27 protein-coding genes are annotated in these 25,120 nt (G+C 70.9%); 13 read left to right on the top strand and 14 right to left on the bottom strand.

Annotation, left to right across the window (positions count from 1 at the left end):
• Positions 1 to 2 precede the first annotated feature (2 nt).
• The 4 genes from AADR41_RS20335 to AADR41_RS20350 form a co-directional block, all read right to left on the bottom strand.
• Positions 3 to 1,727 carry an ABC transporter substrate-binding protein gene (locus AADR41_RS20335; protein ID WP_342282810.1) on the bottom strand — a complete coding sequence of 575 codons (1,725 nt, stop codon included), beginning with the start codon at positions 1,725 to 1,727 and terminating at the stop codon, positions 3 to 5.
• 221 nt (positions 1,728 to 1,948) lie between these two features.
• Complete coding sequence (locus AADR41_RS20340; RefSeq protein WP_323180069.1) at positions 1,949 to 2,044, bottom strand: Ms4533A family Cys-rich leader peptide; 96 nt, start codon at positions 2,042 to 2,044, stop codon at positions 1,949 to 1,951.
• A gap of 167 nt (positions 2,045 to 2,211) precedes the next feature.
• Positions 2,212 to 3,555, bottom strand: a complete 1,344-nt coding sequence (locus AADR41_RS20345) for a DUF3152 domain-containing protein (RefSeq protein WP_342282811.1) — start codon at positions 3,553 to 3,555, stop codon at positions 2,212 to 2,214.
• Between the two features lie 8 nt (positions 3,556 to 3,563).
• A complete protein-coding gene (locus tag AADR41_RS20350; RefSeq protein ID WP_342282812.1) occupies positions 3,564 to 4,529 on the bottom strand; it encodes an alpha/beta hydrolase in 966 nt (321 codons plus the stop codon).
• Positions 4,530 to 4,638: 109 nt separating this feature from the next.
• On the opposite strand from AADR41_RS20350, the gene AADR41_RS20355 reads away from it, so the two are divergent.
• The 4 genes from AADR41_RS20355 (at position 4,639) to AADR41_RS20370 (ending at position 6,519) form a co-directional block, all read left to right on the top strand.
• Positions 4,639 to 4,854 (top strand): hypothetical protein, encoded by a 216-nt coding sequence (locus AADR41_RS20355; RefSeq protein ID WP_342282813.1) that lies wholly within the window; start codon positions 4,639 to 4,641, stop codon positions 4,852 to 4,854.
• Between the two features lie 168 nt (positions 4,855 to 5,022).
• The gene (locus AADR41_RS20360) at positions 5,023 to 5,664 is read left to right on the top strand and encodes a TetR/AcrR family transcriptional regulator (protein WP_018105511.1); all 642 of its coding nucleotides are present in this window, start codon (positions 5,023 to 5,025) and stop codon (positions 5,662 to 5,664) included.
• Between the two features lie 142 nt (positions 5,665 to 5,806).
• Positions 5,807 to 6,034, top strand: a complete 228-nt coding sequence (locus AADR41_RS20365) for a DUF3107 domain-containing protein (RefSeq protein WP_266748385.1) — start codon at positions 5,807 to 5,809, stop codon at positions 6,032 to 6,034.
• A 215-nt stretch (positions 6,035 to 6,249) separates the two neighbouring features.
• Positions 6,250 to 6,519 carry a hypothetical protein gene (locus AADR41_RS20370; protein ID WP_342282814.1) on the top strand — a complete coding sequence of 90 codons (270 nt, stop codon included), beginning with the start codon at positions 6,250 to 6,252 and terminating at the stop codon, positions 6,517 to 6,519.
• A gap of 34 nt (positions 6,520 to 6,553) precedes the next feature.
• Here the strand turns inward: AADR41_RS20370 and AADR41_RS20375 are convergent, their stop codons facing one another.
• Entirely contained in the window at positions 6,554 to 7,288 is a 735-nt protein-coding gene (locus tag AADR41_RS20375; RefSeq protein ID WP_342282815.1) for a ferritin-like fold-containing protein, read from the bottom strand.
• A 484-nt stretch (positions 7,289 to 7,772) separates the two neighbouring features.
• On the opposite strand from AADR41_RS20375, the gene AADR41_RS20380 reads away from it, so the two are divergent.
• Together AADR41_RS20380 and AADR41_RS20385 are read left to right on the top strand one after the other, a co-directional pair.
• Positions 7,773 to 9,620: a DEAD/DEAH box helicase gene (locus tag AADR41_RS20380; protein ID WP_342282816.1), complete on the top strand. Its 1,848-nt coding sequence runs from the start codon at positions 7,773 to 7,775 to the stop codon at positions 9,618 to 9,620.
• Between the two features lie 109 nt (positions 9,621 to 9,729).
• Positions 9,730 to 10,575: an alpha/beta fold hydrolase gene (locus AADR41_RS20385; RefSeq protein WP_342282817.1), complete on the top strand. Its 846-nt coding sequence runs from the start codon at positions 9,730 to 9,732 to the stop codon at positions 10,573 to 10,575.
• Positions 10,576 to 10,593: 18 nt separating this feature from the next.
• On the opposite strand, the gene AADR41_RS20390 is transcribed toward AADR41_RS20385, so the two are convergent.
• A complete protein-coding gene (locus AADR41_RS20390; protein ID WP_342282818.1) occupies positions 10,594 to 11,481 on the bottom strand; it encodes an NYN domain-containing protein in 888 nt (295 codons plus the stop codon).
• 221 nt (positions 11,482 to 11,702) lie between these two features.
• On the opposite strand from AADR41_RS20390, the gene AADR41_RS20395 reads away from it, so the two are divergent.
• Positions 11,703 to 11,855, top strand: coding sequence for a hypothetical protein (locus AADR41_RS20395; RefSeq protein ID WP_266729866.1), 153 nt, complete (start codon positions 11,703 to 11,705; stop codon positions 11,853 to 11,855).
• 76 nt (positions 11,856 to 11,931) lie between these two features.
• On the opposite strand, the gene AADR41_RS20400 is transcribed toward AADR41_RS20395, so the two are convergent.
• The 3 genes from AADR41_RS20400 to AADR41_RS20410 all read right to left on the bottom strand — a co-directional run bounded on the left by AADR41_RS20400 (position 11,932) and on the right by AADR41_RS20410 (position 14,283).
• On the bottom strand, positions 11,932 to 12,537 hold the full coding sequence (locus AADR41_RS20400) for a MarC family protein (RefSeq protein WP_342282819.1): 606 nt from the start codon (positions 12,535 to 12,537) through the stop codon (positions 11,932 to 11,934).
• Positions 12,538 to 12,678: 141 nt separating this feature from the next.
• Entirely contained in the window at positions 12,679 to 13,545 is an 867-nt protein-coding gene (locus AADR41_RS20405) for a PHP domain-containing protein (RefSeq protein ID WP_342282820.1), read from the bottom strand.
• A 99-nt stretch (positions 13,546 to 13,644) separates the two neighbouring features.
• Positions 13,645 to 14,283: a DUF6758 family protein gene (locus tag AADR41_RS20410; RefSeq protein WP_342282821.1), complete on the bottom strand. Its 639-nt coding sequence runs from the start codon at positions 14,281 to 14,283 to the stop codon at positions 13,645 to 13,647.
• A 156-nt stretch (positions 14,284 to 14,439) separates the two neighbouring features.
• On the opposite strand from AADR41_RS20410, the gene AADR41_RS20415 reads away from it, so the two are divergent.
• Complete coding sequence (locus tag AADR41_RS20415) at positions 14,440 to 15,672, top strand: MFS transporter (protein WP_342282822.1); 1,233 nt, start codon at positions 14,440 to 14,442, stop codon at positions 15,670 to 15,672.
• 192 nt (positions 15,673 to 15,864) lie between these two features.
• Here AADR41_RS20415 and AADR41_RS20420 read toward each other — a convergent pair whose 3' ends face one another.
• Complete coding sequence (locus AADR41_RS20420; protein WP_342282823.1) at positions 15,865 to 16,449, bottom strand: suppressor of fused domain protein; 585 nt, start codon at positions 16,447 to 16,449, stop codon at positions 15,865 to 15,867.
• Positions 16,450 to 16,856: 407 nt separating this feature from the next.
• Between AADR41_RS20420 and AADR41_RS20425 the strand changes: the two genes are divergently transcribed.
• Positions 16,857 to 17,972 carry a magnesium and cobalt transport protein CorA gene (locus AADR41_RS20425; protein ID WP_342282824.1) on the top strand — a complete coding sequence of 372 codons (1,116 nt, stop codon included), beginning with the start codon at positions 16,857 to 16,859 and terminating at the stop codon, positions 17,970 to 17,972.
• Positions 17,973 to 18,007: 35 nt separating this feature from the next.
• A complete protein-coding gene (locus AADR41_RS20430) occupies positions 18,008 to 18,529 on the top strand; it encodes a hypothetical protein (RefSeq protein ID WP_342282825.1) in 522 nt (173 codons plus the stop codon).
• 50 nt (positions 18,530 to 18,579) lie between these two features.
• On the opposite strand, the gene AADR41_RS20435 is transcribed toward AADR41_RS20430, so the two are convergent.
• Complete coding sequence (locus tag AADR41_RS20435; protein ID WP_342282826.1) at positions 18,580 to 19,344, bottom strand: hypothetical protein; 765 nt, start codon at positions 19,342 to 19,344, stop codon at positions 18,580 to 18,582.
• 204 nt (positions 19,345 to 19,548) lie between these two features.
• Here AADR41_RS20435 and AADR41_RS20440 point away from each other — a divergent pair, with 204 nt between their 5' ends.
• The 3 genes from AADR41_RS20440 to AADR41_RS20450 are packed head-to-tail and all read left to right on the top strand — an operon-like array spanning position 19,549 to position 22,549.
• The gene (locus tag AADR41_RS20440; protein ID WP_342282827.1) at positions 19,549 to 20,823 is read left to right on the top strand and encodes a magnesium transporter MgtE N-terminal domain-containing protein; all 1,275 of its coding nucleotides are present in this window, start codon (positions 19,549 to 19,551) and stop codon (positions 20,821 to 20,823) included.
• Positions 20,813 to 21,370 (top strand): DUF1003 domain-containing protein, encoded by a 558-nt coding sequence (locus AADR41_RS20445; RefSeq protein ID WP_342282828.1) that lies wholly within the window; start codon positions 20,813 to 20,815, stop codon positions 21,368 to 21,370. The genes AADR41_RS20440 and AADR41_RS20445 overlap by 11 nt, the downstream gene beginning before the upstream one ends.
• Positions 21,371 to 21,415: 45 nt before the next feature.
• A complete protein-coding gene (locus tag AADR41_RS20450; protein WP_124716552.1) occupies positions 21,416 to 22,549 on the top strand; it encodes an Mrp/NBP35 family ATP-binding protein in 1,134 nt (377 codons plus the stop codon).
• 101 nt (positions 22,550 to 22,650) lie between these two features.
• On the opposite strand, the gene AADR41_RS20455 is transcribed toward AADR41_RS20450, so the two are convergent.
• The 3 genes from AADR41_RS20455 to AADR41_RS20465 form a co-directional block, all read right to left on the bottom strand.
• Positions 22,651 to 23,310 (bottom strand): hypothetical protein, encoded by a 660-nt coding sequence (locus tag AADR41_RS20455; RefSeq protein ID WP_342282829.1) that lies wholly within the window; start codon positions 23,308 to 23,310, stop codon positions 22,651 to 22,653.
• A gap of 120 nt (positions 23,311 to 23,430) precedes the next feature.
• The gene (locus AADR41_RS20460; RefSeq protein WP_342282830.1) at positions 23,431 to 23,916 is read right to left on the bottom strand and encodes a sec-independent translocase; all 486 of its coding nucleotides are present in this window, start codon (positions 23,914 to 23,916) and stop codon (positions 23,431 to 23,433) included.
• A 99-nt stretch (positions 23,917 to 24,015) separates the two neighbouring features.
• Positions 24,016 to 25,120: S1C family serine protease (locus tag AADR41_RS20465; protein WP_342282831.1), on the bottom strand; the 1,105-nt coding region annotated here is incomplete at its 5' end.

Consider the following 25,120-nt stretch of genomic DNA (forward strand, 5'->3'; position numbering starts at 1 on the left):
GACTACTTGACCGCGACCTGCGAGATGTCGAGCACGCCGGTCCAGTCGCTGATCACGACGTTCTTGACGGACTCGCCGTACAGACGCTTGTAGACCGGGTGGAACAGCGGCACGGTGAGTGCCTGCTCACCGACCTTCTTGTCGAGCGCGCCCCAGCGCTTCGCGGCGGCGCCCAGGTCGGTCAGCTTGTTGATCTCGTCGATCTCCTTGTTGACCGCGGGGTCGTTCAGCTGACCGGAGTTGAAGTTGTAGCCGGACTTGACGATCTGGCGCCCGTCGAAGATCGGCGCGAAGAACGGGCCGCCGGACGGCCAGTCGGCGCCCCAGCCGCCGAGGAAGAAGCCGGGCTCGCTCTTCAGGTTGTAGACCGTGTCGGAGTAGTCGTTGCTCTCCAGTCCCTGGAGCCTGACCGTGATGCCGGCCTTCTTCAGCGCCTCCTGGAGCGCGGTGGCGATCTCCGGGCTGGTGGCGAAGTCCTTGTCGTTGGAGTGGGTGAGGGTGACGGTCAGCCCCTTGGGGTGGCCGGCCTCCTTCAGCAGCTCCTTGGCCTTGGCCGGGTCGCCGTTCTTGCCGGCCGGGAAGTGGTCGTACGGCGTGTACCCGAAGGCCGCCTGGTCGGGCAGGAAGGTGGTGGCGGGCTCGGCGAGCGAGGAGCCGCCGGCCGCGTTGACCACGGAGGAGCGGTCGACGGCGTACGAGATCGCCTGACGCACCTTCGGGTTGTCGAAGGGCTTCACCTTCGGGTTGAAGGCGATGTAGTTGGTGTAGCCGAAGTGTCCGGTGCCGACGCGGGCGGCGAGCTTCTTGTCGCCGGTGACCTTGGCCAGCTCGGCCGGGCCCAGGTTGGTGTCGGTGGTGACGGCGGCGGCGTCGGCGCCCTGCGAGGCGGACAGCCGCTGGTTGATGACGGCGGAGTCGAGCCCGGAGCGCACGTCGATCCGGTCGGGGTACGCCTTGCGCTCCTCGTCGGTCGACGCCGACCAGTGCGGGTTGCGCTCCAGGATCAGGCGCTCGCCGTCGCCCTCGTTCCTGACCACCTTGTACGGGCCCGAGGAGATCGGGTGCTCCTCGTACTTGGTGCCGTTGTCCTTGGCCCTGGGCACCGGGGTGGTCTGGGTCTGGGTGGCCAGGAAGGGGAACTCGCCCTCCGGCTTGTTGAGGTGGAAGACGATCGTCTTCGCGTCGGGCGTCTCGATCGAGTCGAGGCCCTTCTTGTCCTTGTACGGGCCCTGGTAGTCGGCGCCGCCGATCAGCCAGTCGCGCAGATAGGGCGCACCGCCGGAGAGCTCGGCGGCGAAGGAGCGCTCGATGCCGTACTTGATGTCGGCACTGGTGATCGCCGTGCCGTCCTCGTACTTCAGGCCGTCCTTGAGGGTGTACGTCCACACGGTGGCGTTCTTGCTGGGCGTGCCCAGGTCGGTCGCGAGGTCGGGGACGACCTTCGCGCCGGCGGCGCCGTCCTCCCGGTTGCGGGTGGTGAGCGTACGGAAGACCAGGGACGGGACGTTGCCGCCGCCGGAGGTGTAGAGCCGCGCGGGGTCGAAGTCCTCCTGCGGCTTGCTGTTGAGGACGGTGAGCGTGCCGCCCTTCTGCGGCTTGCCCGCCGCGCCGGAGCCGCTGTCTGCGCCCTTGTTGTCCTTGGGCCCGCAGGCCGCGGCACCCGCCGCCACGACGAGTACTGCGGTGGCCGCGGCCACGCGGCGCGATATGACGGACGGTTGACGCATCGGAAGATGACCTCTCGGGTGTACTGCCTGGAGAAAACGGAAGGAATGGTTCCGAGCAGGCGGCGACGAGAGCGAGTGCACACGGCCGGTCGGTGGAGAAGGTGACCGGAAACAACGGACTGCCGCGCCTGCGGAAGGAATGCGCCCGGCGCGGCGGTCATGCGTGGCGGCCCGGCCCGTTCAGGGCTCGGACCGCGGGCGGACGCGCGCTCGGGCAGGCGTCAGCAACAGTGGATGTCGGCGACACTGTGCCCGGTCACACCGATGAGCGCCAGCTCTATGACTGCGCGATCGGGGAGGACGGGGCCGTGTGACATGCCGAGAAATATGGTTCACCACCCAGGGGATGTCAACGCGAATTGAGACGGTCGTCTCGCCATTCGGACAGCCTCTGGGCATGCGTGTGCCGGTTCCACGTACGGGCACGGGGTCCGGCGGGCCCGGGAGGCGGCCCGTCGCACCTGCGGGGCCGCCCCTTCCCGGATCAACTGGGCGGATGCACCCAGGCGTTGGGACGGCACTTGATTCCGTCGATGTTCAGCGACTTGGTCTGCTGCTGCATCACCGGGGCGAGGGCGCCGGGCGTGCCGCAGCTCACATGGTTGTGCCCCAGCCGGTGACCGACCTCATGGTTGATCAGCATCTGGCGGTAGGCGAAGAGTTTGTCCGGACCGAAGGTCGAGGACCCCTGTGCCCAGCGGTAGGCGTTGATCATCACGCGCTCGGTCGCGGCGGAGTCGCAGCTGACGTTGTCCACCGTGGTGTCCAGGCCCGACTTCTCGCACCACTCGCCGGTGGTCCCGGGGCTGGCCAGGGTGATCACGAAGTCGGGGTCGCCGGAGGAGATCCGCTCGAAGGTCATCTCCCCGTCGTGCGCCCAGCTGCGGTCGTCGTTGAGCGTCTCCTGGACAGCCCTGGCGAAGAGCGCGGCGTCGAGACCGAGGCCCTTCTCCACGTCGATCCGGTACTTGTACTTGTGCCCCCTGCCCGGCGCCTTCGCCGTCCCCGGGACCGCCTCGAACTTCCCCGAAGCCTTCAGCTTCGGCGCGAGCGGATAGGCCTTGGCCATCTTCTGCTCGTACGAGAGCGGCTTGACCCGCACCGGCTTCGGGGTCTCCCGGTCGTCCGAGCGGGAGGTGCCGTCGGCCCCGTCCCGGTCGACGCCCGCGGGCTGCGCGGCGGTGGTCCCGCCGCCGTTGTCCTGGGCGACCTGCCCGGCCACGACCACCGCGAGCACGGTGGTCACCGCGGCGGCCGCGATCCCGGTGAAGGTGCGCCCCCTGGCGCCCTTGCCGTCCTTGGCGCCCTGGCCGTCCTTGGCCGGTGCCGGGCCGTCGGTACCTCCGGGCGGCCGCTCGTCCCCCTCGGCTGCCGGGGCGTGCGGATCGGCGGGGCGGGCCGGCGGGACGGCGGGCCCGCGCCCTGCGGGCGGGGCGGGCGCCGAGTCGAACGCCTCGACGAACTCGCGGCGCGGTCCCGGTATCAGCGGCCGGGTGCCGGTCTGCGACTGCTGACGGGGCGTCCCCTGCGGCTGGGCCGAGGTCTGGCGCCCCGCGGTCCGGTGGTCCTCGGCGCGGAACCGGGGCTGCGGCCCGGTCCCCCAGCCGCCGCCGGGTTCGCGCTGCTCGGGGTGGCCGCCGCGGACGTGTCCGGCCTGCTGGAACGGGGCGTGCCCGTCGGCGCCTCCCGGCGCCTCCGCCGCCCTCCGGCGCCGGCCCGTGCCGGGGCCCGGCTGCCCGGTGCCCTCGCGGTCGCCGCCCGCGGTCGCGGCGGCGGCCTCGATGTCGGGCCCCGACGGCTGGGGGCCCTTTCGACTATGTCGTCCCACGCCCCGGATCAGCTCCCGCCGCGTTCGTCGAGCAGTTCCCGGAAGGCCTGGGCGACCACCTCCGGGTACTCCATCATCGCCACGTGCCCCGCGTCGGGCAGCGTCAGCAGCCGGGAGTCCCGGAAGGCCGCGGCCGCCTTGCGTGCCATCCGGTACGAGACGAGCTGGTCCCGTCCGCCGTACACGAGCTGGGTCGGTGCGAGCACCCGCTCGGCCTGGCGCCACAGTCCGTGCTGACCGCCGAGCGTGTACGCATCGACAATGCCACGTGCCGAGCGCGCCATCGCGTCCCAGAAGTACGGCAGCTCCATCCGGCGCTCCATTTCGGCCACCGCGGCGCGGAAGCCCGGTTCGGAGACGCGGCCCGGATCGCCGTAACAGAGCGCGGTCACCCCTCGGGTGCGGTCCTCGGCCGACCAGTCCCTGGTCAGCCGGGCGAACAGGCCGGCCACGCCGGGCACCGCGAGCAGCCCCGTCGGCACGGCGGAGCGCTGCACCCGCAGTTCCGGGAGGGCGGGCGAGACGAGGGTGAGGGTGCGCACCAGGTCCGGACGGACCGCGGCGACCCGGGTGGCCACGGCACCGCCGAGCGAATTGCCGAACAGATGTACCGGTCCGCGCCCGTCCGCGTCGAGGAACCGGATCACGGCACGGGCGTGCCCGGTGACCGAGTAGTTCCCGTCGTCCGGGGGCGGGGAGTCGCCGAAGCCGGGCAGGTCGACGGCCTCGCCGTCCACCACGTCCTGGAGCAGCGGCATCAGCGCCGACCAGTTCTGCGAGGAGCCGCCGAGCCCGTGCACATAGAGCGCGGGCGGCAGTCCGGTCCGCTCCGGCGGCCGGGACCGTACGGTCAGTGTCAGCCCGGGCAGCGTGACGGAGCGCAGCTCCTCCCCCTCCGCGACCCCGACGGTGCCCACCGCGGGGGACACCGCGGCGGCGACGGCACGGACTCCCGGCAGTTCGGTCGAAGACATGCGGCAATGTTACGAGACGATCACACCCCGATTCATGTGTTCGCGGTCACAGACCGCGTAGCGGCCCGGGGGCGCAGCTCCTACGCTCGAAGCAAGGAAGGGAGTCACCATGACGGTCGACCCCAGCGACCCGGAGACCTTCGAGGACATCCAGCCGGACGAACCCGGCCAGGAGACGCCCCGGGCGGACGCCGCCGAGCAGCGGGCCGATCTCCAGCAGCGGAGCGACGAACCGCTCACCGAGATCGACCGGGACGGTGCCGACGAGGCGGATGCGGCGGAGCAGGCCCGAGTCGTCACACAGGATGAGGACGAATACCGCTGATACAACCTGATTTGTTCCGGTGGCCGTGGAATCTGTGGCTACCGCAGCCGTCCGGTCCATGAAATTCTGCGTCCGCGCCGCGCATACCCGGGTTACCCAAAAGTACGATGGCTGTACGGCGCAGCGTGCACGGAAAAGCTGTGTCCGATCACAAATTTGGGAGGCGGCGTGACAGCCATCGAGCAGACCGAGGCGGCGCGCCCGCGAGGCACTCGCCTGCCTCGCCGCGCCCGACGCAATCAGTTGCTGGGCGCCGCGCAGGAAGTCTTTGTGGCGCAGGGCTACCACTCCGCCGCGATGGACGACATCGCCGAGCGGGCCGGGGTCAGCAAGCCGGTGCTCTACCAGCACTTCCCGGGCAAGCTGGAGCTCTATCTGGCCCTTCTCGACCAGCACTGCGAATCGCTTCTGCAGGCGGTCCGCACGGCCCTGGCGTCGACCACCGACAACAAGCTGCGGGTCGCGGCGACCATGGACGCGTACTTCGCGTACGTGGAGGACGAGGGCGGCGCCTTCCGGCTGGTCTTCGAGTCCGACCTGACCAACGAGCCGGCGGTGCGCGAACGCGTCGACCGGGTCTCGCTGCAGTGCGCCGAGGCGATCTCCGACGTCATCGCCGGTGACACGGGGCTGTCCAAGGACGAGTCGATGCTGCTCGCGGTCGGCCTGGGCGGTGTCTCCCAGGTGGTCGCCCGCTACTGGCTCTCCAGCCGTTCGGCCATTCCGCGCGACACCGCGGTCCAGCTCCTCACCTCGCTGGCCTGGCGGGGCATCGCGGGCTTCCCGCTGCACGGCATCGATCAGCACTGACGCGGGGCCGCCCGGCGCGGCCGCGCCCGTGTTCGCTGCGGGCGTTGCCCACCGACCACTGGCGGTCCCCCGCAGCGGGCTAATGTGTGCTGCGTACGGCGCGGCTCACCGCGCAGGGACTGACCGTCGGAGGGACATAGCCGTGGAGGTCAAGATCGGGGTGCAGCACACGCCCCGGGAGATCGTTCTGGAGAGCGGGCTTTCCGCCGAAGAGGTCGAGAGCACGGTCGCCGAGGCTCTCGCCGGCAAGGCGCAGCTGCTCAGCCTCACGGACGAGAAGGGCCGCAAGGTCCTGGTGCCGGCCGACCGGATCGCCTACGTGGAGATCGGCGAGCCCAGCACCCGTCGGGTGGGGTTCGGCGCGCTGTAGTCCAGCACGCTCTCAAGCAGTGACCGAGGCAGCGGCCCGGTGGGATCTCCCGCCGGGCCGCTCCCCGTTCCGGCCGGTACCGGCGATCCCTGTGCGAAGCCTGCGCCCAGGAGGGTTGCGTTCCGCAACCCACGGGTAGGACCGCTAACGACCGATTTAGGGCCTGACCTGCCGGAGAGGCCCTAGCCGCCCCGCAACTCGCGAGGTGATCATCTGTGATCCTGGTACCGCTCGGCTCCGTACTGCTCGGACTCGTCCTCGCCTGGCTGGCGCTCCGCTCGCTGCCGGACCGGCTTCCGTCCCGCCGTGCCGTCTTCGCCACCGGCGCCCTGGGAGGTCTGTTCGGCGCGTATCTCATGCACTCGGTGCTGGGTCCGGGCCATGCCGTGGCCGCGCTGGTCGGCTCGGCGCTGATCGGGGCCGTGACGCTCTCGCTGCTGATCCGCCCCCGCAGCCGCCCGCTGAGACGATCAGCGGCGGCCTGAGGCCGGCCCCGGCGGGCCGGCCCCGGTGATCCGGCTACGCGGCAAGTCCCAGCGCGGCCATCCGCTTGGTGTGCGCCTCGGTGATCCGCGAGAACATCCGCCCGACCTCGGCCAGGTCGAAGCCGTCGGCCACACCGCCGACGAGCATCGTCGACAGCGCGTCGCGGTCGGCCACCACCCGCTGGGCCTGGGAGAGGGCCTCGCCCATCAGGCGGCGCGCCCAGAGCGCGAGCCGGCCTCCGACGCGCGGGTCCGCCTCGATCGCGGCGCGCACCTTCTCGACGGCGAAGTTGCCGTGCCCGGTGTCGTCGAGCACGGCCAGGACGAGGGAGCGGGTGTCCGAGTCGAGCCGGACCGCGACCTCCCGGTAGAAGTCACTGGCGATCGAGTCGCCGACGTACGCCTTGACCAGACCCTCCAGCCAGTCCGACGGCGCGGTCTGGCGGTGGAAGTCGTCGAGCGCCTTGGCGAAGGGCTCCATGGCGCCGGTCGGCTCCACGTCGACCGCGGCCAGCCGGTCGGTCAGCCGCTCGAAGTGGTGGAATTCGGCGGAGGCCATCTTCGCCAGTTCCGCCTTGTCGGCCAGTGTCGGCGCGAGCTTGGCGTCCTCGGCGAGCCGCTCGAAGGCCGCCAGCTCCCCGTACGCGAGTGCTCCCAGCAGGTCCACGACCGCTGCCCGGTACTGCGGCTCCGCGGAAGCGGTGGCCCAGTCCTGGGCGGCGATTCCGGTGGGCTCGGAGGTTTCAGTGGCGTTGTCAGGCGTCTCCATGGAGCGCAGAATAGCCCGCCCGGCGGGGGACGGAAGGGCCTGGTCAGCCAGTGACATCACACCGTTCCGATGAATTCGCCCAACACACATGCGCGAATCCGGGGTACAGTGGTATTGCGCCTACTGAGTATTTTGGATGTACCGGTGGCGCGAAAATGGTGAAAACGAATGAGGATGCCCGGTCGGTGGCCCGATCGGCTCCGACCCGACAGCCCTCCACGCGGGGCGTACGACACGTACGACCGCAGATGAGGGGCCCCCTCAGCGGCACGAGCGCTCGAGCGACGGCAGTGGTCCCGCGCCACCCGGCCCATCCACGGCCGGATGACCAACCCCGGCACGGTACGACCCCCAGCGTTCGCCTCGGGCCGCGTCTCACAGAAGAGGCAGCACCCTGACTACGTTTCGTGAACTCGGGATTCTTCCCGAGACGGCCGAGGCCCTTGAGTCCGTCGGCATTGTGTCCCCGTTCCCCATCCAGGAGATGACGCTCCCCGTCGCGCTCTCCGGCTCCGATGTCATCGGCCAGGCCAAGACCGGCACCGGCAAGACCCTCGGTTTCGGTCTGCCGCTGCTGGAGCGCGTCACCGTCCCCGCGGACGTCGAGGCCGGCCGGGCCGGGCCCGAGAAGCTGACCGAGGCGCCGCAGGCGCTGGTCGTCGTCCCCACCCGTGAGCTCTGCCAGCAGGTCACCAACGACCTGCTGACCGCCGGCAAGGTGCGCAACGTCCGCGTTCTCGCGATCTACGGCGGCCGCGCGTACGAGCCGCAGGTCGAGGCGCTGAAGAAGGGCGTCGACGTGATCGTCGGCACCCCGGGCCGCCTGCTCGACCTGGCCGGACAGCGCAAGCTCGACCTCTCGCACGTCCGCGCGCTGGTCCTCGACGAGGCCGACGAGATGCTCGACCTGGGCTTCCTGCCCGACGTCGAGAAGATCATCACGATGCTGCCGGCGACGCGCCAGACGATGCTGTTCTCCGCGACGATGCCGGGCGCCGTCATCGGCCTCGCGCGCCGCTACATGTCGCAGCCGACGCACATCCGCGCCACCTCGCCCGACGACGAGGGCGCGACCGTCGCGAACATCTCGCAGCACGTCTTCCGGGCCCACTCGATGGACAAGCCGGAGATGGTCTCCCGCATCCTGCAGGCCAACGGCCGCGGGCTCGCGATGATCTTCTGCCGTACCAAGCGCACCGCGGCCGACATCGCCGAGCAGCTGGAGAAGCGCGGCTTCGCGTCCGGCGCGGTCCACGGCGACCTCGGCCAGGGCGCCCGTGAGCAGGCGCTGCGCGCCTTCCGCAACGGCAAGGTGGACGTGCTCGTCTGCACCGACGTCGCGGCGCGCGGCATCGATGTCGAGGGTGTGACCCACGTCATCAACTACCAGTCGCCGGAGGACGAGAAGACGTACCTCCACCGCATCGGCCGGACCGGTCGCGCGGGTGCCAAGGGCATCGCGATCACGCTGGTCGACTGGGACGACATCCCGCGCTGGCAGCTGATCAACAAGGCGCTCGACCTGAAGTTCAACGACCCGGTCGAGACCTACTCCACCTCGCCGCACCTCTTCGAGGAACTCGACATCCCGGCCGGCACCAAGGGTGTCCTGCCGCGCGCCGAGCGGACCCGGGCGGGTCTGCGGGCCGAGGAGATCGAGGACCTCGGCGAGACGGGCGGCCGCGGCCGCAAGTCCGCCGCTGCCTCGGCGCCCGCCGTCCGCGAGGAGCGTGCGCCGCGCACGCCGCGTCAGCGCCGTCGTACCCGGGGCGGCTCCGCCGTCTCCGAAGCGGCGTCCGCCGCCGCGGTGCCGGCCCCGTCCACCGAGGCCGTCGACGCCCCGGCGGAGCCGCGTACGCCGCGTCGCCGCCGCCGCACCCGGGTCGGCGCGGCCGAGGCCGCCGCCGAGGCCGTGGTGAGCACGGTGGAGGCCGTGGTCGAGGTCGTGGTGGAGCCGAAGGCGGCCAAGGCCGCGCCGGCCGAGGCCGTGGCCGAGACCAAGCCGCGCCGCCGCCGGGCCCGCGTGGTCAAGCCTGCCGAGGACGAGGTCGACTTCCAGATCGCCCCGATCTCCGAGCCGGTCGCCGAGACGAAGACGGTGACCAAGCCGCGTCGCCGGGCCCGTGTCGTCAAGCCTGTCGAGGACGAGGTCGACTTCCAGATCGCCCCGATCTCCGAGCCGGTCACCGACACCAAGCCGCGCCGCCGCACCCGTGCGGCCGCCAAGCCGAAGACTCAGACCGTGGCCGAGGCCCCGGCCGCCGAGGAGGCCGAGGCGAAGCCGCGCAGGCGTCGGGCGCCGCGTGCGGCCGCCGCCGCGGCCGAAGGCTGAGCAGCAGCCGACGAACGCCGGACGGGCCCGAGGACTTCCTCGGGCCCGTCCGGCGTTCGTGGCACGTCCCCCGCTGACCGTGGGACGTGCCACGGCATAACCTCGTCCCATGAGCCGGCCGCACACCTTCACCCCGCCCCCCTGCGCCCACGCCCACCAGCTGCGCACCTCGCGCGGTGACTTCGCCGTGCTGGACGCCTCGCCGCCCGGTGCCGTCCGCGGCACCGCCCTCCTGCTGCCCGGCTACATGGGCAGCAAGGAGGACTTCGTGGCGCTCCTCGAACCGCTCTCGACCGCCGGGTACCGGACCGTCGCCGTGGACGGCCGCGGGCAGTACGAGACGGACGGGACGGACCGTCAGGAGGACTACGAGCAGGGCGAGTTGGCCCGCGATGTGCTCGCCCAGGCCACCGTGCTCGGTGCCGCCGGCACCGTGCATCTGCTGGGGCACTCGCTCGGCGGGCAGATCGCCCGCGCCGCCGTGCTGCTCGACGCCTCGCCGTTCCGTTCGCTGACGCTCATGTCGTCGGGGCCCGCCGAGGTCGTCGAGGCCCAGCAGCTCAAGGTGAAGGTCCTGGGCGACGCCCTGGCGACGCTGAGCATGGCCCGGGTCTGGGAGGCGATGCGCGCCCTCGATCCGCCGGAGGAGGTGGCGTCGGCGGACGGCGAGGCGCTGCGCCGGCGCTGGCTGCGCCACCGGCCGGCCCAGCTGATCGCCACCGGGCGCCGGCTGGTGACCGAGCCGGACCGGGTGGCCGAACTCGCCGCCGTACCGCTCCCGGTCCATGTGCTCTCCGGCGAGCGCGACGACACCTGGCCGGTGCCGCTGCTCGACGACATGGCGCGGCGGCTCGGCGCGCACCGCACCCGGATCGCGGGCGCCGAGCACTCCCCCAACACGGACCGCCCGCAGGAGACGGCGGCCGCGATCGCCGCGTACTGGGACAGCCTGTAGGACCCGGGCCGCGAGGGCTCAGTACTGCGACTGGAGGTGCTGCCAGAAGCCGTCGCGCAGGGCCCGCCGCAGGTGTGCGTGGCCGCGCAGCGAGTGCTGGAGCAGCCGTTCGGCCTCGACCAGCAGGTCCTGGTCGACGGAGCCCGGCAGATACGGGTGGCCGGGCAGCAGGTCGGCGAGCGACTCGCGGCCCCGGGCGGCCAGCCAGGCCGCGGCGATCTGCGCGCCGACGAAGCGGACGTCCTCGCGCGCGGGCGCGGGGGTGTCGTCCTCGTAGGTGGTGACGGGGCGTCTGGTGACGTACGGGCGGCAGAAGTCCAGGTCGAAGGTGCGCTGGCTGTCGACCTCCCAGAGCAGCGGTTCGGCCTGATTGCGCCCCTCGCCCGCCTCGATGCCCCACAGGTGCACCCGGGCCCCGTAGCCCTGCGCCGCCTCCACCGCGGAGACCAGGTCCTCGTCGCCGCCGACCAGTGCGGCGTCACTGATGGCGCGGTGCCGGGCGAGCGATTCGAGGTCGGTGCGGATGAGTGAGTCGACGCCCTTCTGCTGGTTGTTGGCGTTGAGGTTGCCGAGTCTGACCTTGACGTCGGGGAGTTCGGCGATGGACTGCTGCTCGGTGGTGTGGATGCGCCGCCTGGCTCCGTCGTACCAGTACACGCGGAGCAGTCTGCTGTCCGCGAAGATCGTCCGGGCCTTGTCGATGAAGGCCTCGATCAGGCCTTCCGCGTCGAGGTCGAAGGAGCGGCGGTCCTCGGTGCCGGTGACGAGCAGTCCGGCCGCGGCGTACACATAGCCCGCGTCCACGAAGATCGCGTGGGTCGAGGGGGTCTTCGACACCTCGGCGAGCATGCGCTGGAGCAGTTCGTTGGTGAGGTCCAGGCGCTCGCGGATCTCTGCCTCGTTCATTCGGGCCTCGTCGTGGACCTTGTCGCCCGCGCATGCTCGGTGACCTGCTGATACTTAGACATCCAAAAAATTTCCTTAGCGTAGGGAATGTTTGCAGGAAGCAAGCCGTTGTACACCTCGTGGAGCGCAGGACAGGGATGTTCTGGGCTCTCATCCTTGCGGACGGGCCACCCGTCCTCCCAGTAGTTCTCCAGCAGGAGGATCAGACGAAGGGAAGCCCTATGCGCTTCGAGATCATGCGACTCGACGATGTCGACGGTACCGCCGTGGACAGCACCGTCGTGGACGCCGCCTCCGTCAACCGGATCGTGCAGCAGGCCGCAGCCGTGGGCCAGCGCATCTATATCCGCCCGGCCGAAACCTCGGCTTCGTAACGCACGACGACGCACAGAGACGAAGCGCCCCCGTACGGAAGGTCCGTACGGGGGCGCTGTGGCGTCCGGGGGCCCGTCAGGAGTTCTGGACGACCTGGGTGACGCCGTTGATGATCTGCTGCACGGCGATGGCGGAGAGCATCATTCCGGCCAGCCTGGTCACCAGCACGACGCCGCCGTCCTTGATGACCCGGATGATCAGCAGCGAGTAGCGCATGGTCAGCCAGAGCACGATGTGCATGGCGACGATCGCCGACCAGACCGAGATCTGGCTGCCCACGCTGTCGGCGTGCTGCACGGCCAGGATCACCGACACGATCGCGCCGGGCCCGGCGAGCAGCGGCATGCCCAGCGGTACGAGCGCCACGTTGACGTCCTTGGTCTGCGTCGGCTCGTCGGTCTTGCCGGTGAGCAGATCGAGCGCGATCAGCAGCAGGAGCAGTCCGCCCGCGATCATCAGGGCGGGGACGGAGACATGCAGGTAGTCGAGGATCTGCTGGCCGAGCACGCCGAAGACGGCGATCACGCCGAAGGCGACGGCGACCGCCTGCAACGCCATTTTGCGCTGCATCTTGGCGGGTCGGCCCGCGGTGAGCGCGAGGAAGATCGGGGTGATCCCAGGGGGATCCATAATCACAAAAAGCGTGAGAAAAAGGGATCCGAAGACAGCGACGTCGAACACAGTGAGCCTTGCGAGAAGAGAGAAACGGCCTGAAGGAGCGCACCCCGAAGCCATGACGGCGGCCGGGTGCGTGGAAGTGGAACGTGGAGAGGTGCAGGGACGGCGGTACGGGTCCGTGCTCCGGCCCCGGCGCGTGCGTCGTTACGCGGGGCCGCGCCCGCCGGCGCCCGGCACCGGGAAGGCTCCCGTGGCGCGCCGGGTGATCTCGCCGTAGATCTCGGGGTCGGTGGTGTATTCGCCCAGCCCGACGGTCTTGCGGCTGCCGTGGTAGTCGCTGGACCCGGTCGTCAGCAGGCCCAGATCGCGGGCGAGCCCGCGCAGTGCGGCCCGGGTCGGCTCGTCGTGGTCCATGTGGTCGACCTCGATGCCGTCGAGACCCGCGGCGGCGAGCCGCGCTATCGACGACTCGGGCACCACCTCGCCGCGCTTGGCGGCGGCCGGGTGCGCGAAGACGGTGACGCCGCCGGCGGCCTTGACCAGCCGGATCGCGTCGAAGGGGTCGAGCTCGTGCTTCTCGGCGTAGGCCCGCCCGCCGTCCGCGAGCCATTCGGGCGTGAAGGCGTCGGAGACGGTCTCGACGACGCCGAGCTCGACGAGTGCGGTGGCGACGTGCGGCCGGCCGACCGATCCGTCTCCGGCGATCCTGGCGACCTGCTCCCACTCGACGGGCACGCCGAGCTCCTGGAGCTTGCGCACCATGGTGCGGGCGCGCGGCACCCGGTCGTCGCGCACGAGTTCGCGTTCGCGGGCCAGCTCGGGCTCGTCGGGGTCGAAGAGGTACGCCAGCATGTGCAGGCCCACGCCGTCGATCCGGCAGGAGAGCTCGGCGCCGGTGACGAGGGTGAGCCCCTCGGGGAGGGCGGCGGCCGCCTCGGCGTGACCGCGCACGGTGTCGTGGTCGGTGAGCGCGACGACGTCCAGGCCCGCGGCGGCGGCGTTCGCCACCAGCTGCGCGGGGGTGTCCGTGCCGTCCGATGCGGTGGAGTGGGTGTGCAGGTCGATGCGCACGACGCGTACTCCAGTGCTCGGGGCGGATCAAGGGGACGTTCTAGGATAACCGGCGTTCGAACGGCACCCGGCCGGGTGCGAGGTCCCCGGCAACGCCCCTCAGCCGAGCAGCCGCGGGGTGAGCGCCCCGCAGGGTACGAGCTCCATCTCGCCCCCCGCCTCGCGCAGATCGGCGAGCACCAGCTCGTCGTACATCAGGAGTCCGGACTGCTCGGGCCAGACGATCGCCCAGAGCCAGAGCCCGCGCGCCTCGCCCGCGAAGACCGCCCGGTCGGCGGGGGCACCCTTGACGTGCCACAGCGGGGTGGGGCGTCCGGCGGCGAGCATCTTGACGTCCGGCGGGCCCTCGACGTCCAGGTGCGGGCCGGGGTCGGGGCCGTCGATCCCCGCGTAGCGCGCACCGAGTCCGATGCCGAGCTCCTCGGTGACGAGCAGCAGTTCGCCGATGCCGCCGACGGGTCCGGGGCCGGAGCAGGCGACGGCGGTGGCCCGGCCACCGCTGCGGTCGTCACCCGCGCTCGCCACCCCGGTGAACAGCCAGCCCACCGGCAGCGGCCAGGGCATCCAGACCGGGACCTGGGCTCGGCGCACCACCACCCCCAGCCCTTCGACGCTGGGCGGGACGACCGGCTGGAGCGGCTGCACGCTGCCGTGCACGGCGCACTGCCAGGTGTCGGCGAACAGACCGGGTGCTCTGACCCGGCCTCCGCACTTCGGGCAACTGGGTTCGCCCCTCATAGCGACCAACGGTCCTCCAGGAGCGTCGCCGCGTCAAGGAAGATCACCCGTCCGCAGCGCGGCTCCACCTGCGGAAATAGATGTAACTTGCACTCATTAGGTTCTCTAACTTATTCTATGCAGATCGCAACTATCTAGCGGAGAGCGAGAAGACCCATGCAGGGAGAGGATCCGTTCGATCAGGGCGCGGGCAGCATCCTGCGTCAGCCGAAGGCCGTCTGGGCCACGGCGGGCGCCTCTGTCGTCGCGTTCATGGGAATCGGCCTGGTGGACCCGATTCTGCCGTCCATCGCCAAGGGCCTGGAGGCGACGCCGAGCCAGGTGTCCCTGCTCTTCACCTCGTACTTCCTGATCACCGCCGTGGCGATGCTGGTCACCGGCTTCGTGTCCAGCCGGATCGGCGGCCGCAAGACGCTCCTGGCCGGCCTCGCGCTCGTCGTCGTCTTCGCCGCGCTCTCCGGCACCTCGTCCTCGGTCGGTGAACTCGTCGGCTTCCGGGCCGGCTGGGGGCTGGGCAACGCGCTCTTCGTGTCGACCGCGCTGGCCGTGATCGTCGGCGCGGCGGCCGGCGGCAGCTCGGCGGCGATCCTGCTCTACGAGTCGGCGCTCGGCCTCGGCATGGCCTGCGGGCCGCTGGTCGGCGCGCTGCTCGGTGACGCCAGCTGGCGCTACCCGTTCTTCGGCACGGCCGCGCTGATGGCCATCGGCTTCATCTGCATCACGGCGCTCCTGAAGGAACAGCCCAGGCCGGCCAGGAAGACCTCGCTGCTCGACCCGATCAAGGCGCTCGGCCACGGCGGGCTGGCCTCGGTGGCGACCTCGGCGTTCTTCTACAACTACTCGTTCTTCACGATCCTGGCGTTCACACCGTTCGTGCTGAACATGACGCCGTACAAGTCGGGCGCGGTGTTCTTCGCCTGGGGCCTGCTGCTCGCGGTCTTCTCGGTGCTGGTCGCCCCGCGGCTCCAGGAGCGCTTCGGTTCGCTGAAGGTGCTCGGCGCCTCGCTGGTGCTGCTCGCCGTCGACCTCCTGGTCCTGGGCTACGGCGACCACACCACCGCCATCGTCTGCACCGTCGTCTCCGGTGCCTTCATCGGGATGAACAACACCGTCTACACGGAACTGGCGCTCGGTGTGTCCGACGCACCGCGCCCGGTGGCGAGCGCCGGCTACAACTTCGTCCGCTGGTTCGCCGCGGCCGCCGCCCCGTACCTCGCGCCGAAGATCGAGGAGTGGAGCAACATCCACATCCCGTTCGTGGTCGCCGCGGTCACGGCCGTGGCCGGTGCGCTCGTCGTCTGGATCCGGCGTTCGGCGCTGACCCACGAGGCGGCGGAGCTGGAGCCGAAGCACGCGACCGAGGACGGCGTCACGGTCTTCGCCGACTGACCTCCCCTCCCCCGCACCGGCCCCGCCCGCGGCTCCCCCTCCTGGCCGCGCGGCGGGGCTTCGCCGCGCCTCCGGCGGCGCGGATCGGCCCGGGGTACGGGATCGGCCCGGGGTACGGGATCGGTCCGGGGCTACGGATCGGTCCGGCGGCGCGGGCAGGTCCGGGAAGTACGGATCGGTCCGGGCTGCGGATCAGTCCAGGGTTACGGAGCCACGCAGCGGATCACGCAGGTCCGTACCGTGCGAGAGCCACCGTTCCTGGAGCTCCTGCGCCCCCCTGACCCGCTTCCACGCGGCCTCGTTGTTCGTCATCGGCAGCAGCGGCAGGAACCGCACCGGCTCCATCGGCGCGTCCAGCTCCAGGTCCTCCACCAGACCGCCCGGCTCCGCGACCAGCACGGAGCTGAACGGCGCCCCGGGCCACAGCGGCTCACCGACCTCCAGCGAGGCGCCCGGCGCCACGATCACCCCCTCGACCTGCGGGGAGGCCGCCAGCACGGCGAGCGGGCGGAGCACCTTGTCGGTGTCGGCGAGTCCGGCGCGTACGGAGATGACCAGTTCGGCGCGCGGCCCCTTCACCGGGTCGGCGAGGACCGCGGTCGGATCGGCCATCGGCTGTGCCGACATGCCGAGCGTGGCGTAGCGCACCACATCGCCGTCGACGAAGCGGAGCACCTCGATCCGGTCCGTGCCGAGGAACGTCACCGCCGCGCGCGCGTCCGGTTCACCGAGGGCCGTCAGCAGCCGGGCCTCGACCAGAGCAAGAATTTCTCCCATCCCGCGAGCATAGGACGCGTATGGAACGGGCAAAGTAAGGGATTGGCCGTCAGTCGGCTGATAGTCTTGGCCGCTGGTCGGGGCAGCACGCAGAAGCGTCGCTCTCAGCCCCGACGACACGTCATCCCCCAAGGGGGACCGGCTGGAGGAGGTGGGGCTGCAATGGATCGAAGTCGATCGTGCAGTACCAACCGCTCTTCCGCCCTCCGCCTTTCCCGGTGATCTGAAGCCTCCCGGTCGAGGCCCATTGCTTTGCGCACGACGGAAGAGCACTCCTTTTTTGCCTGTCTGTAGCGAACGCCGTCGTCGTGCCGCTGCGGTGCCGCCCGCTTTGCGGACGTGAGCACACGTCCCCATTCCGGGCTGTTCCACGTGCCCGACCACGGCCCTCCGTGAAGGAGCCAGCCATGTCGATGATCCGCGACCTGCGCGCCGCCGTGCGCCCGTCCCTGCGCAAGAGCAACGCACTGCACAACGCCTACGACACCACCCGTGACCCGTCCGCCTCCAGCGCGGTCGTCGACTGCGCGGTCTACCGCGACGGGCGGCGCCTGGAGAGCGGCAACTGCCGCACGCCGCACGAGGCGATGCTCCAGGTGCGGGAGGAGGGCGGTTTCGCCTGGATCGGCCTGCACGAGCCGACCGAGGAGGAATTCGCCGGTATCGCCCGGGAGTTCGGGCTGCACCCGCTGGCCGTCGAGGACGCCGTCCACGCCCACCAGCGGCCGAAGCTGGAACGTTACGACGACACCCTCTTCACCGTCTTCAAGACCATCCACTACGTCGATCACACCGAACTCACCGCCACCAGCGAGGTGGTCGAGACCGGTGAGGTGATGTGCTTCACCGGCCGGGACTTCGTCATCACCGTGCGGCACGGCGGCCACGGCTCGCTGCGCGCGCTGCGTCACCGGCTGCAGGACGACCCCGAGCTGCTCGCCAAGGGCCCGTCCGCGGTGCTGCACTCCATCGCCGACCATGTCGTCGACGGCTACATCGCGGTGGCCGGGGCCGTGCAGGACGACATCGACGAGGTGGAGATCGAGGTCTTCTCCACCCCGGCGAAGGGCAGCCCGCGCGGTTCCGACGCCGGCCGGATCTACCAGCTCAAGCGTGAGGTCCTGGAGTTCAAGCGGGCGGTGTCGCCGCTGCTGCGGCCGATGCAGCTGCTGAGCGAGCGGCCCATGCGGCTGATCGACCCGGACATCCAGAAGTACTTCCGTGACGTCGCCGACCACCTGGCACGGGTGCACGAGGAGGTCATCGGCTTCGACGAACTGCTGAACTCGATCCTCCAGGCCAACCTGGCGCAGGCGACCGTCGCGCAGAACGAGGACATGCGCAAGATCACGTCCTGGGCGGCCATCGTCGCCGTACCGACGATGATCTGCGGCGTCTACGGCATGAACTTCAAGCACATGCCGGAGCTGGGCTGGCGGTACGGCTACCCGATGGTGCTGGGCTTCATCGGCGTGGTCTGTTTCTCCATCCACCGCATGCTCAAGCGCAACGGCTGGCTCTGATCCCGGCCCCGGTGCGCCTCCCATAGAGTTCGGGCATGACTGCTGCTGCCGCTGACGCGCCACTGGGCCGGGCCCTCGTCGAGGAGGCCACCAAGAAGTCGGGCCTGATCTGGGTGCGGGGCACCGGGCCCGCCCGGGCGCTGTGGCACGTATGGCACGAGGGCGCGGCGCATCTGGTCGGGGACGGCCCCGGCGAGCAGCCGCTGCCGGCCGGGCTCACCGACGGGTCCGCCGCCGAGGTGACCGTGCGCAGCAAGGACAAGGGCGGCCGGCTGGTCGCCTGGACGGCCGCGGTGACGCAGCTCGCCCCGCACTCCGAGGAATGGGAGGCCGCGGTCGCCGAGCTCAAGGGCAAGCGGCTGAACGCGCCGGACGCCGAGCAGTTGACGGAGCGGTGGGCGCGCGAGTGCCGGGTGCTGCGGCTGACGCCCGGCGAGTTCCGCACGGAGCTGCCGGACGGCTCGCTGGCCGCGGCGCCGCTGGCGACGCCCGCGACCACGCGACGGCCGGTTCCCGCGGGGCTGCCGCGACTGCTGAAGCGCGGGCGCAAGGGCTGACGGCCGGGCCCGGAGGCCCGGGCGCGTGGCGGCCCCGCGCCCCGCACCCGTCAGGACGAGGTCTTGGGCAGCTGCTTCCCGTAGTCGACCGTGTCCTCCTGCGCCGGTGCCTCCAGCGCGAAGTCCTTGCCCCAGTCCGACAGGGTGACGGTCCCCCCGCCACCGCCGCGCGCGAACCGCAGCGGATACGCCGTGCCCTCCAGTGAGACGTCGAGCGTGCCGCCCTCGCCCTTGCCGCCCGTGATCTGGATGGTCCGGGCCGCGCCGACCTTCTCCCGGTCGCCCTTGTTGAGGGTGCCGTGCAGCGAGAGCAGGCCGTCGAGCAGGGTCTCCTTGTCCGTGAAGCCGCGCAGCTGCTTGTACGTGGGGTCGTCCTGGGGCACCTTCACGTACTTGTCGTTCAGCTTGTCCGCGGCCGTGCCGCCCGCCGTACTGTCGGCGCCGGACTTCTCCTCGTGGCTCCAGAACCCGGAGTCCGCCTTCAGGTAGAGCTCGTCACCGATCCGCAGCAGCTCGAAGGTGCTGTCCTTCGAGACCACGGAGCCGGTGCCGCCGTCCTCCTTGAGCTGCATGTTCAGCTTGTACGTGCCGCCCTTGCTGACCAGCGTCCCGGCGAGGCGCACCGTGCCGGCGGCGTCCGCCGCGTCCTGGGCCTTCTTCTCGATCTGGCCGGCTTCCAGCTTGCCGACGCCGTTGGTCCCCTGGTCCGGGTCCTCGCCGCCGCACGCCGTGAGGGTCACGGCCAGCCCCGCACAGAGCAGGGCGGCGAGAGCGGTCCGGCGTCGGGCCCGGACGGGCGGAACGGAGGAGGTCACGGGCGCACTGCCTCTCATCTGCATCTCGGGGGGTGGCAGACGGCAGCGTACCTGTGCCGTGCACACCTTCCGGCAGGGAGCCGTACGGACGGCTCCACCGGGGCAACCCGGAGCGGTACGGGCTAGCCTGATCCCGTCATAACGGTTGATTGGCTGCTAAACGGACCAGTCGGTGAAGTCGCACACGGAAGAAGGAGGCGCACCATGGCGGCAGGCGCCCCCCGGGTGTTCGTCTCGCACCTCGCCGGTGTCCCGGTCTTCGACCCCAACGGCGACCAGGTGGGCCGGGTCCGCGATCTGGTCGCGATGCTCCGGGTCGGCGGCAGGCCGCCCCGGCTGCTCGGGCTCGTCGTCGAGGTGCTCAGCCGCCGCCGGATCTTCCTCCCGATGACCCGGGTGACCGGGATCGAGTCCGGCCAGGTCATCACCACCGGCGTGGTCAACATGAGGCGCTTCGAACAGCGGCCCACCGAACGTCTGGTGCTCGGCGAGTTCCTCGACCGGCGGGTCCGCCTGGTGGAGACCGGCGAGGAGGTCACCGTCCTCGACGTCTCCGTCCAGCAGCTCCCGGCCCGCCGCGACTGGGAGATCGACAAGTACTTCGTACGCAAGGGCAAGGGCGGGGCGCTGCGCCGCAAGGGCGAGACGCTGACGGTCGAGTGGTCGGCGGTCAGCGGGTTCTCGCTGCAGGAGGACGGGCAGGGCGCCGAATCCCTGGTCGCCACGTTCGAACGGCTGCGCCCGACGGACGTGGCCAACGCGCTGCACCACCTGTCGCCGAAGCGGCGGGCCGAGGTCGCGGCCGCTCTCGACGACGACCGGCTCGCCGACGTCCTGGAGGAGCTGCCCGAGGACGACCAGGTGGAGATCATCGGCAAGCTCCAGGAGGAGCGCGCCGCCGACGTCCTGGAGGCGATGGACCCGGACGACGCGGCCGACCTGCTGTCCGAGCTGCCCGAGGAGGACAAGGAGCGGCTGCTGACGCTGATGCGGCCGGACGACGCGGCCGATGTGCGGCGCCTGCTGTCGTACGAGGAGCGGACCGCGGGCGGGCTGATGACCACCGAGCCGATCATCCTGCGGCCGGACGCGACGGTCGCCGACGCGCTCGCCCGGGTCCGGCAGGCGGACCTGTCCCCGGCGCTCGCCGCCCAGGTGTACGTGTGCCGGTCGCCCGACGAGACGCCGACCGGCAAGTACCTGGGCACCGTGCACTTCCAGCGGCTGCTGCGGGATCCGCCGTACGCCCTGGTCAGCTCGATCGTGGACAGCGATCTCGTCCCCCTGGCCCCGGACACCCCGCTGCCGGCCGTGACGAGCTATCTGGCCGCGTACAACCTGGTCTCGGCGCCCGTGGTGGACGAGAGCGGCTCGCTGCTCGGTGCGGTGACGGTCGACGACGTGCTTGACCACCTGCTGCCCGAGGACTGGCGGGAGACGGATTTCCACAGCGAGGAGGGGGTGGCCGGTGGCCGCTGAGGAACGCGCCAGGGCGGCGCCGGTGGGGGCCTCGGGCATCGCGCGCCCGCCCCGCTCCCGGCTGGACCAGCCGAAGGATCCGCGCCGGCGGATGCTGCCGGACTACGACCCGGAGGCGTTCGGCCGGTTCTCCGAGCGGATCGCCCGCTTCCTGGGCACCGGACGGTTCATCGTCTGGATGACGCTGGTCATCATCGTCTGGGTGGTGTGGAACGTCTTCGCGCCCGAGCACTGGCGGTTCGACCAGTACCCGTTCATCTTCCTGACGCTGATGCTGTCGCTCCAGGCCTCGTACGCGGCGCCGCTGATCCTGCTCGCGCAGAACCGGCAGGACGACCGCGACCGGGTCACCCACGAGCAGGACCGCAAGCAGAACGAGCGCTCCATCGCGGACACCGAGTACCTCACCCGGGAGATCGCCTCGCTGCGGATGGGGCTCGGCGAGGTCGCCACCCGCGACTGGATCCGCTCCGAGCTGGAGGACCTCGTGAGGGACCTGGACGACCGCCGGGCCCTGTTCGCGGCCGAGAGTGACGAAGACCGCTGACGGGGGCTACTCGCGCGTAGCGACAAGCGCCGTAACATCGTCCGTATGGCTACGGAAGACGCTGTGCTTGAAGCACTGGCGACAGTGAACGACCCGGAGATCCACCGCCCGATCACCGAGCTCGGCATGGTGAAATCGGTCGAGATCGATGCTGACGGTGCGGTCGCTGTCACGGTCTATCTCACGGTCTCAGGCTGTCCGATGCGCGAGACGATCACCAAGAACGTGACGGACGCGGTGGCCCGCGTCGAGGGCGTCTCGCGGGTCGACGTGACGCTCGACGTGATGAGCGACGAGCAGCGCAAGGAGCTCGCTTCCTCGCTGCGCGGCGGCACGGCGGAGCGCGAGGTGCCGTTCGCCAAGCCCGGCTCGCTGACCCGGGTCTACGCGGTCGCGTCCGGCAAGGGCGGCGTCGGCAAGTCGTCGGTGACGGTGAACCTGGCGGCGGCGATGGCCGCCGACGGCCTCAAGGTCGGCGTCGTGGACGCGGACATCTACGGGCACAGTGTGCCGCGGATGCTCGGCGCGGACGGCAAGCCGACCCAGGTCGAGAACATGATCATGCCGCCGTCCTCGCACGGCGTGAAGGTCATCTCCATCGGCATGTTCACCCCGGGCAACGCCCCGGTGGTCTGGCGCGGGCCGATGCTGCACCGCGCGCTCCAGCAGTTCCTCGCCGATGTGTACTGGGGCGACCTCGACGTCCTCCTGCTCGACCTGCCGCCGGGCACCGGCGACATCGCGATCTCGGTGGCGCAGCTGGTGCCGAACGCCGAGATCCTGGTCGTCACGACCCCGCAGCAGGCGGCGGCCGAGGTCGCCGAGCGGGCCGGTTCGATCGCCGTGCAGACCCACCAGAAGATCGTCGGTGTCGTCGAGAACATGTCGGGCATGCCGTGCCCGCACTGCGACGAGATGGTCGACGTGTTCGGTACCGGCGGTGGCGCGCGGGTGGCCGAGGGGCTGACGAAGACGGTCGGCGCCGAGGTACCGGTGCTCGGTTCCATCCCGATCGACGTGCGGCTGCGTGAGGGCGGCGACGAGGGCAAGCCGGTCGTCCTGTCCGACCCCGACTCCCCGGCCGGCAAGGCGCTGCGCACCATCGCGGACAAGCTGGGCGGCCGTCAGCGCGGCCTGTCGGGCATGTCGCTGGGCATCACCCCGCGCAACAAGTTCTGAGACGGCGGACGGTGACCGGCCCCGGGCCGGTCACCGCTGCGTGTTCCGCGTACGTCCTCGTGGCTGCAGGTACGTCCCCGTGCCGCGGGTACGTCCCCGTACTACGCGTACGTCGTGATGTCACCGATCACCGAGAAGCCCAGCCCGTACGCGCTCATCCCGCGTCCGTACGCGCCGATGTGCACCCCGCCGAGCGCCGATCCGGCCAGCACCCAGCCGAACTCGGACTCGCGGTAGTGGAACGGGACGGGGACGCCGTCCACCGGCAGTGAGAGCACCGACCACGCCGGGCCGTCCAGGTCGTCGGCGAGTTCGAACGCCGTCTCCGTCTGCTGGTCCAGCCAGTCGTCGCGCAGCGCGTGGTCCATCTGCGGCGGCCAGGTGCAGGCGAGCAGGCCGGAGCCGGCCAGCCAGGCCGCGGAGGACACCGTGGTCGCGTCCAGCACTCCCGTGCCGTCGCCGCTGTGCCGCACCGGGCTGCTGGCCATGGACACGACGACGGCGAACCGTTGCTTCTCGGCGCCCGCATCGGCCCGGACCGACGGTTCGTCACCGTGTCCGATGGAACCGTGCTGGACCGTGCCGTCCGCCGCGGTGCCGACCTGCATCAGCCGGCGGGGCCCGGTGAAGGCCTCGTCCAGTCCGTACCAGGGGAACGTGGCCGCCAGATAGCCGTCGACAGTGCGCCGGGCCGCCGGCATCCCCTCTGCCGTGCCTGTGCTCGGCGCATCTTCCGCGCCCACCCGACTTGTCGTCTCCATCTGCCCGGCCGCCTCCTCGATCCGTTGGGTCCGGAGCGGCCCGCCCCCCAACGGGCGTACTCACAACCGGACAGATGGAGAATAGCCATAGCCTCCCGACGAGCCGGGATTGGCGGGGGGTCAGGTGGCGTCGGCGTCGAACGGCGGCCGGTCGTCCTTGGCGGGCTGGTCACGCTTCTTGAGCAGGTCCGGAGCACCGGCGGAGCCATTGGCGGCGGTGATCGCGGAGCCACTCGAAACGCTTGCCCGGGAGTCCTCGGACTCCACTTCCTTGCTCTCGCGACCGTTCACCGCGTCGGTCACCTCGGCCAGGTCCTTGCGGAGGTCGAAGCTCTCGCGGATCTCCTTCAGCCCCAGATCGTCGCTGCCGTCCATGAGCTGCTTGCGGACGAACGTCTTGGGGTTGAGGTCCTCGAACTCGAAGTCCTTGAACTCCGGGCCGAGCTCCGTGCGGATGTCTTCCTTGGCGCTCTCCGAGAACTCGCGGATCTTGCGGATGAAGCGCGAGGCGTCCTGGATAACCTTCGGCAGCTTGTCCGGGCCGAAGATCAGCACGCCCAGAACCGCGAGCGTCACCAGCTCGAGTGCGCCTATGTCATTGAACACCCTGTTGCCCTTCGTGTTCTCCGAGACCATGTCGGTCGAGGTCCGGACCCGGCCCACGGTACCCGCCGGAACTGTCCGCGCGGTAGCGTCCCGGGCTCGTCACGTGCCGCTTGCGGAGCCGAGCGTCAAAGAGATGGACAGGTCTTTACCACCGCGGGTCAGCGCGAGGTCCAGACGGTCGCCCGGGCGGTGCGCGCGGATCTTCACGATCAGCTCCTCACCACTGTGCACACGCTGTCCGTCGACCTCGGTGATGACGTCCCCGGGCCTGATCCCGGCCTTGGCACCGGGACCGCCCGGCGTCACCGCGGGCTTGCCCTCGGTGCCCTTCGACCCGACCCTGGCACCGTCCCCGGTGTACTTCATGTCGAGCGTGACACCGATCACGGGGTGGGTGGCCTTGCCGGTGTTGATCAGCTCTTCGGCGACCCGCTTGCCCTGGTTGATCGGGATGGCGAAGCCCAGGCCGATGGAGCCCGCCTGCCCGCCCTCCTCGGACGCGCCGCTGTCGGCGGCCCGGATGGCGCTGTTGATGCCTATGACATGGGCGTCGGCGTCGACGAGCGGACCGCCGGAGTTCCCGGGGTTGATGGGCGCGTCGGTCTGCAGCGCGTCGACGTAGCTGATGTCGCTGCCGTCGCCCTTCTCGCCGCCCGCGGTGATCGGCCGGTCCTTGGCGCTGATGATGCCGGAGGTGACCGTGTTGGACAGGTCGAAGGGGGCGCCGATGGCCACCACGGGGTCACCGACCTGCACATTGTCGGAGTTCCCCAGCGGCAGCGGCTTGAGGCCGGAGACCCCGGTGACCTTGACCACGGCCAGGTCGTAGCCGCTGTCCTTGCCGACGACCTCGCCGCGCGCGGTCTCGCCGCCGCTGAACGTGACGGTGATCTCGCCGGCCTGGCCGGCCGGGGCGACGACGTGGTTGTTGGTGAGGATGTGGCCGGAGTTGTCGAGGACGAAGCCGGTGCCGGTGCCGGACTCGGTGGAGCCGCTGACGTGGAGGGTGACCACGCTGGGCAGGGCACTGGCGGCGATACCGGCGACGCTGTCCGGGGCACGGCCGCCGCTGCTGCGGCCGGCCTGCGGGAGTTCGACCCGGGTGAGGCCCCCGTTGCGCTCTATGTAGGCCCCGATGCCGCCGCCGATGCCGCCCGCCACCAGCGCGAGCAGTACCGCGCCGACCAGGAGCGAGCCGCGCCGG

It is taken from the genome of Streptomyces sp. CLV115 (genome assembly GCF_038448545.1).
GTDB lineage: Bacteria > Actinomycetota > Actinomycetes > Streptomycetales > Streptomycetaceae > Streptomyces > Streptomyces sanglieri.

Bases quoted from the DNA above. Each gene is read 5' to 3' on its own strand.
- AADR41_RS20420 (WP_342282823.1), bottom strand. From the start codon at position 16,449: ATGGGAGAAATTCTTGCTCTGGTCGAGGCCCGGCTGCTGACGGCCCTC.
- AADR41_RS20430 (WP_342282825.1), top strand. From the start codon at position 18,008: ATGACTGCTGCTGCCGCTGACGCGCCACTGGGCCGGGCCCTCGTCGAG.
- AADR41_RS20335 (WP_342282810.1), bottom strand. From the start codon at position 1,727: ATGCGTCAACCGTCCGTCATATCGCGCCGCGTGGCCGCGGCCACCGCA.
- AADR41_RS20380 (WP_342282816.1), top strand. From the start codon at position 7,773: ATGACGCTCCCCGTCGCGCTCTCCGGCTCCGATGTCATCGGCCAGGCC.
- AADR41_RS20425 (WP_342282824.1), top strand. From the start codon at position 16,857: ATGTCGATGATCCGCGACCTGCGCGCCGCCGTGCGCCCGTCCCTGCGC.
- AADR41_RS20410 (WP_342282821.1), bottom strand. From the start codon at position 14,283: ATGAGGGGCGAACCCAGTTGCCCGAAGTGCGGAGGCCGGGTCAGAGCA.
- AADR41_RS20355 (WP_342282813.1), top strand. From the start codon at position 4,639: ATGACGGTCGACCCCAGCGACCCGGAGACCTTCGAGGACATCCAGCCG.
- AADR41_RS20455 (WP_342282829.1), bottom strand. From the start codon at position 23,310: ATGGAGACGACAAGTCGGGTGGGCGCGGAAGATGCGCCGAGCACAGGC.
- AADR41_RS20450 (WP_124716552.1), top strand. From the start codon at position 21,416: ATGGCTACGGAAGACGCTGTGCTTGAAGCACTGGCGACAGTGAACGAC.
- AADR41_RS20415 (WP_342282822.1), top strand. From the start codon at position 14,440: ATGCAGGGAGAGGATCCGTTCGATCAGGGCGCGGGCAGCATCCTGCGT.
- AADR41_RS20395 (WP_266729866.1), top strand. From the start codon at position 11,703: ATGCGCTTCGAGATCATGCGACTCGACGATGTCGACGGTACCGCCGTG.
- AADR41_RS20440 (WP_342282827.1), top strand. From the start codon at position 19,549: ATGGCGGCAGGCGCCCCCCGGGTGTTCGTCTCGCACCTCGCCGGTGTC.
- AADR41_RS20390 (WP_342282818.1), bottom strand. From the start codon at position 11,481: ATGAACGAGGCAGAGATCCGCGAGCGCCTGGACCTCACCAACGAACTG.
- AADR41_RS20375 (WP_342282815.1), bottom strand. From the start codon at position 7,288: ATGGAGACGCCTGACAACGCCACTGAAACCTCCGAGCCCACCGGAATC.
- AADR41_RS20340 (WP_323180069.1), bottom strand. From the start codon at position 2,044: ATGTCACACGGCCCCGTCCTCCCCGATCGCGCAGTCATAGAGCTGGCG.
- AADR41_RS20350 (WP_342282812.1), bottom strand. From the start codon at position 4,529: ATGTCTTCGACCGAACTGCCGGGAGTCCGTGCCGTCGCCGCCGCGGTG.
- AADR41_RS20385 (WP_342282817.1), top strand. From the start codon at position 9,730: ATGAGCCGGCCGCACACCTTCACCCCGCCCCCCTGCGCCCACGCCCAC.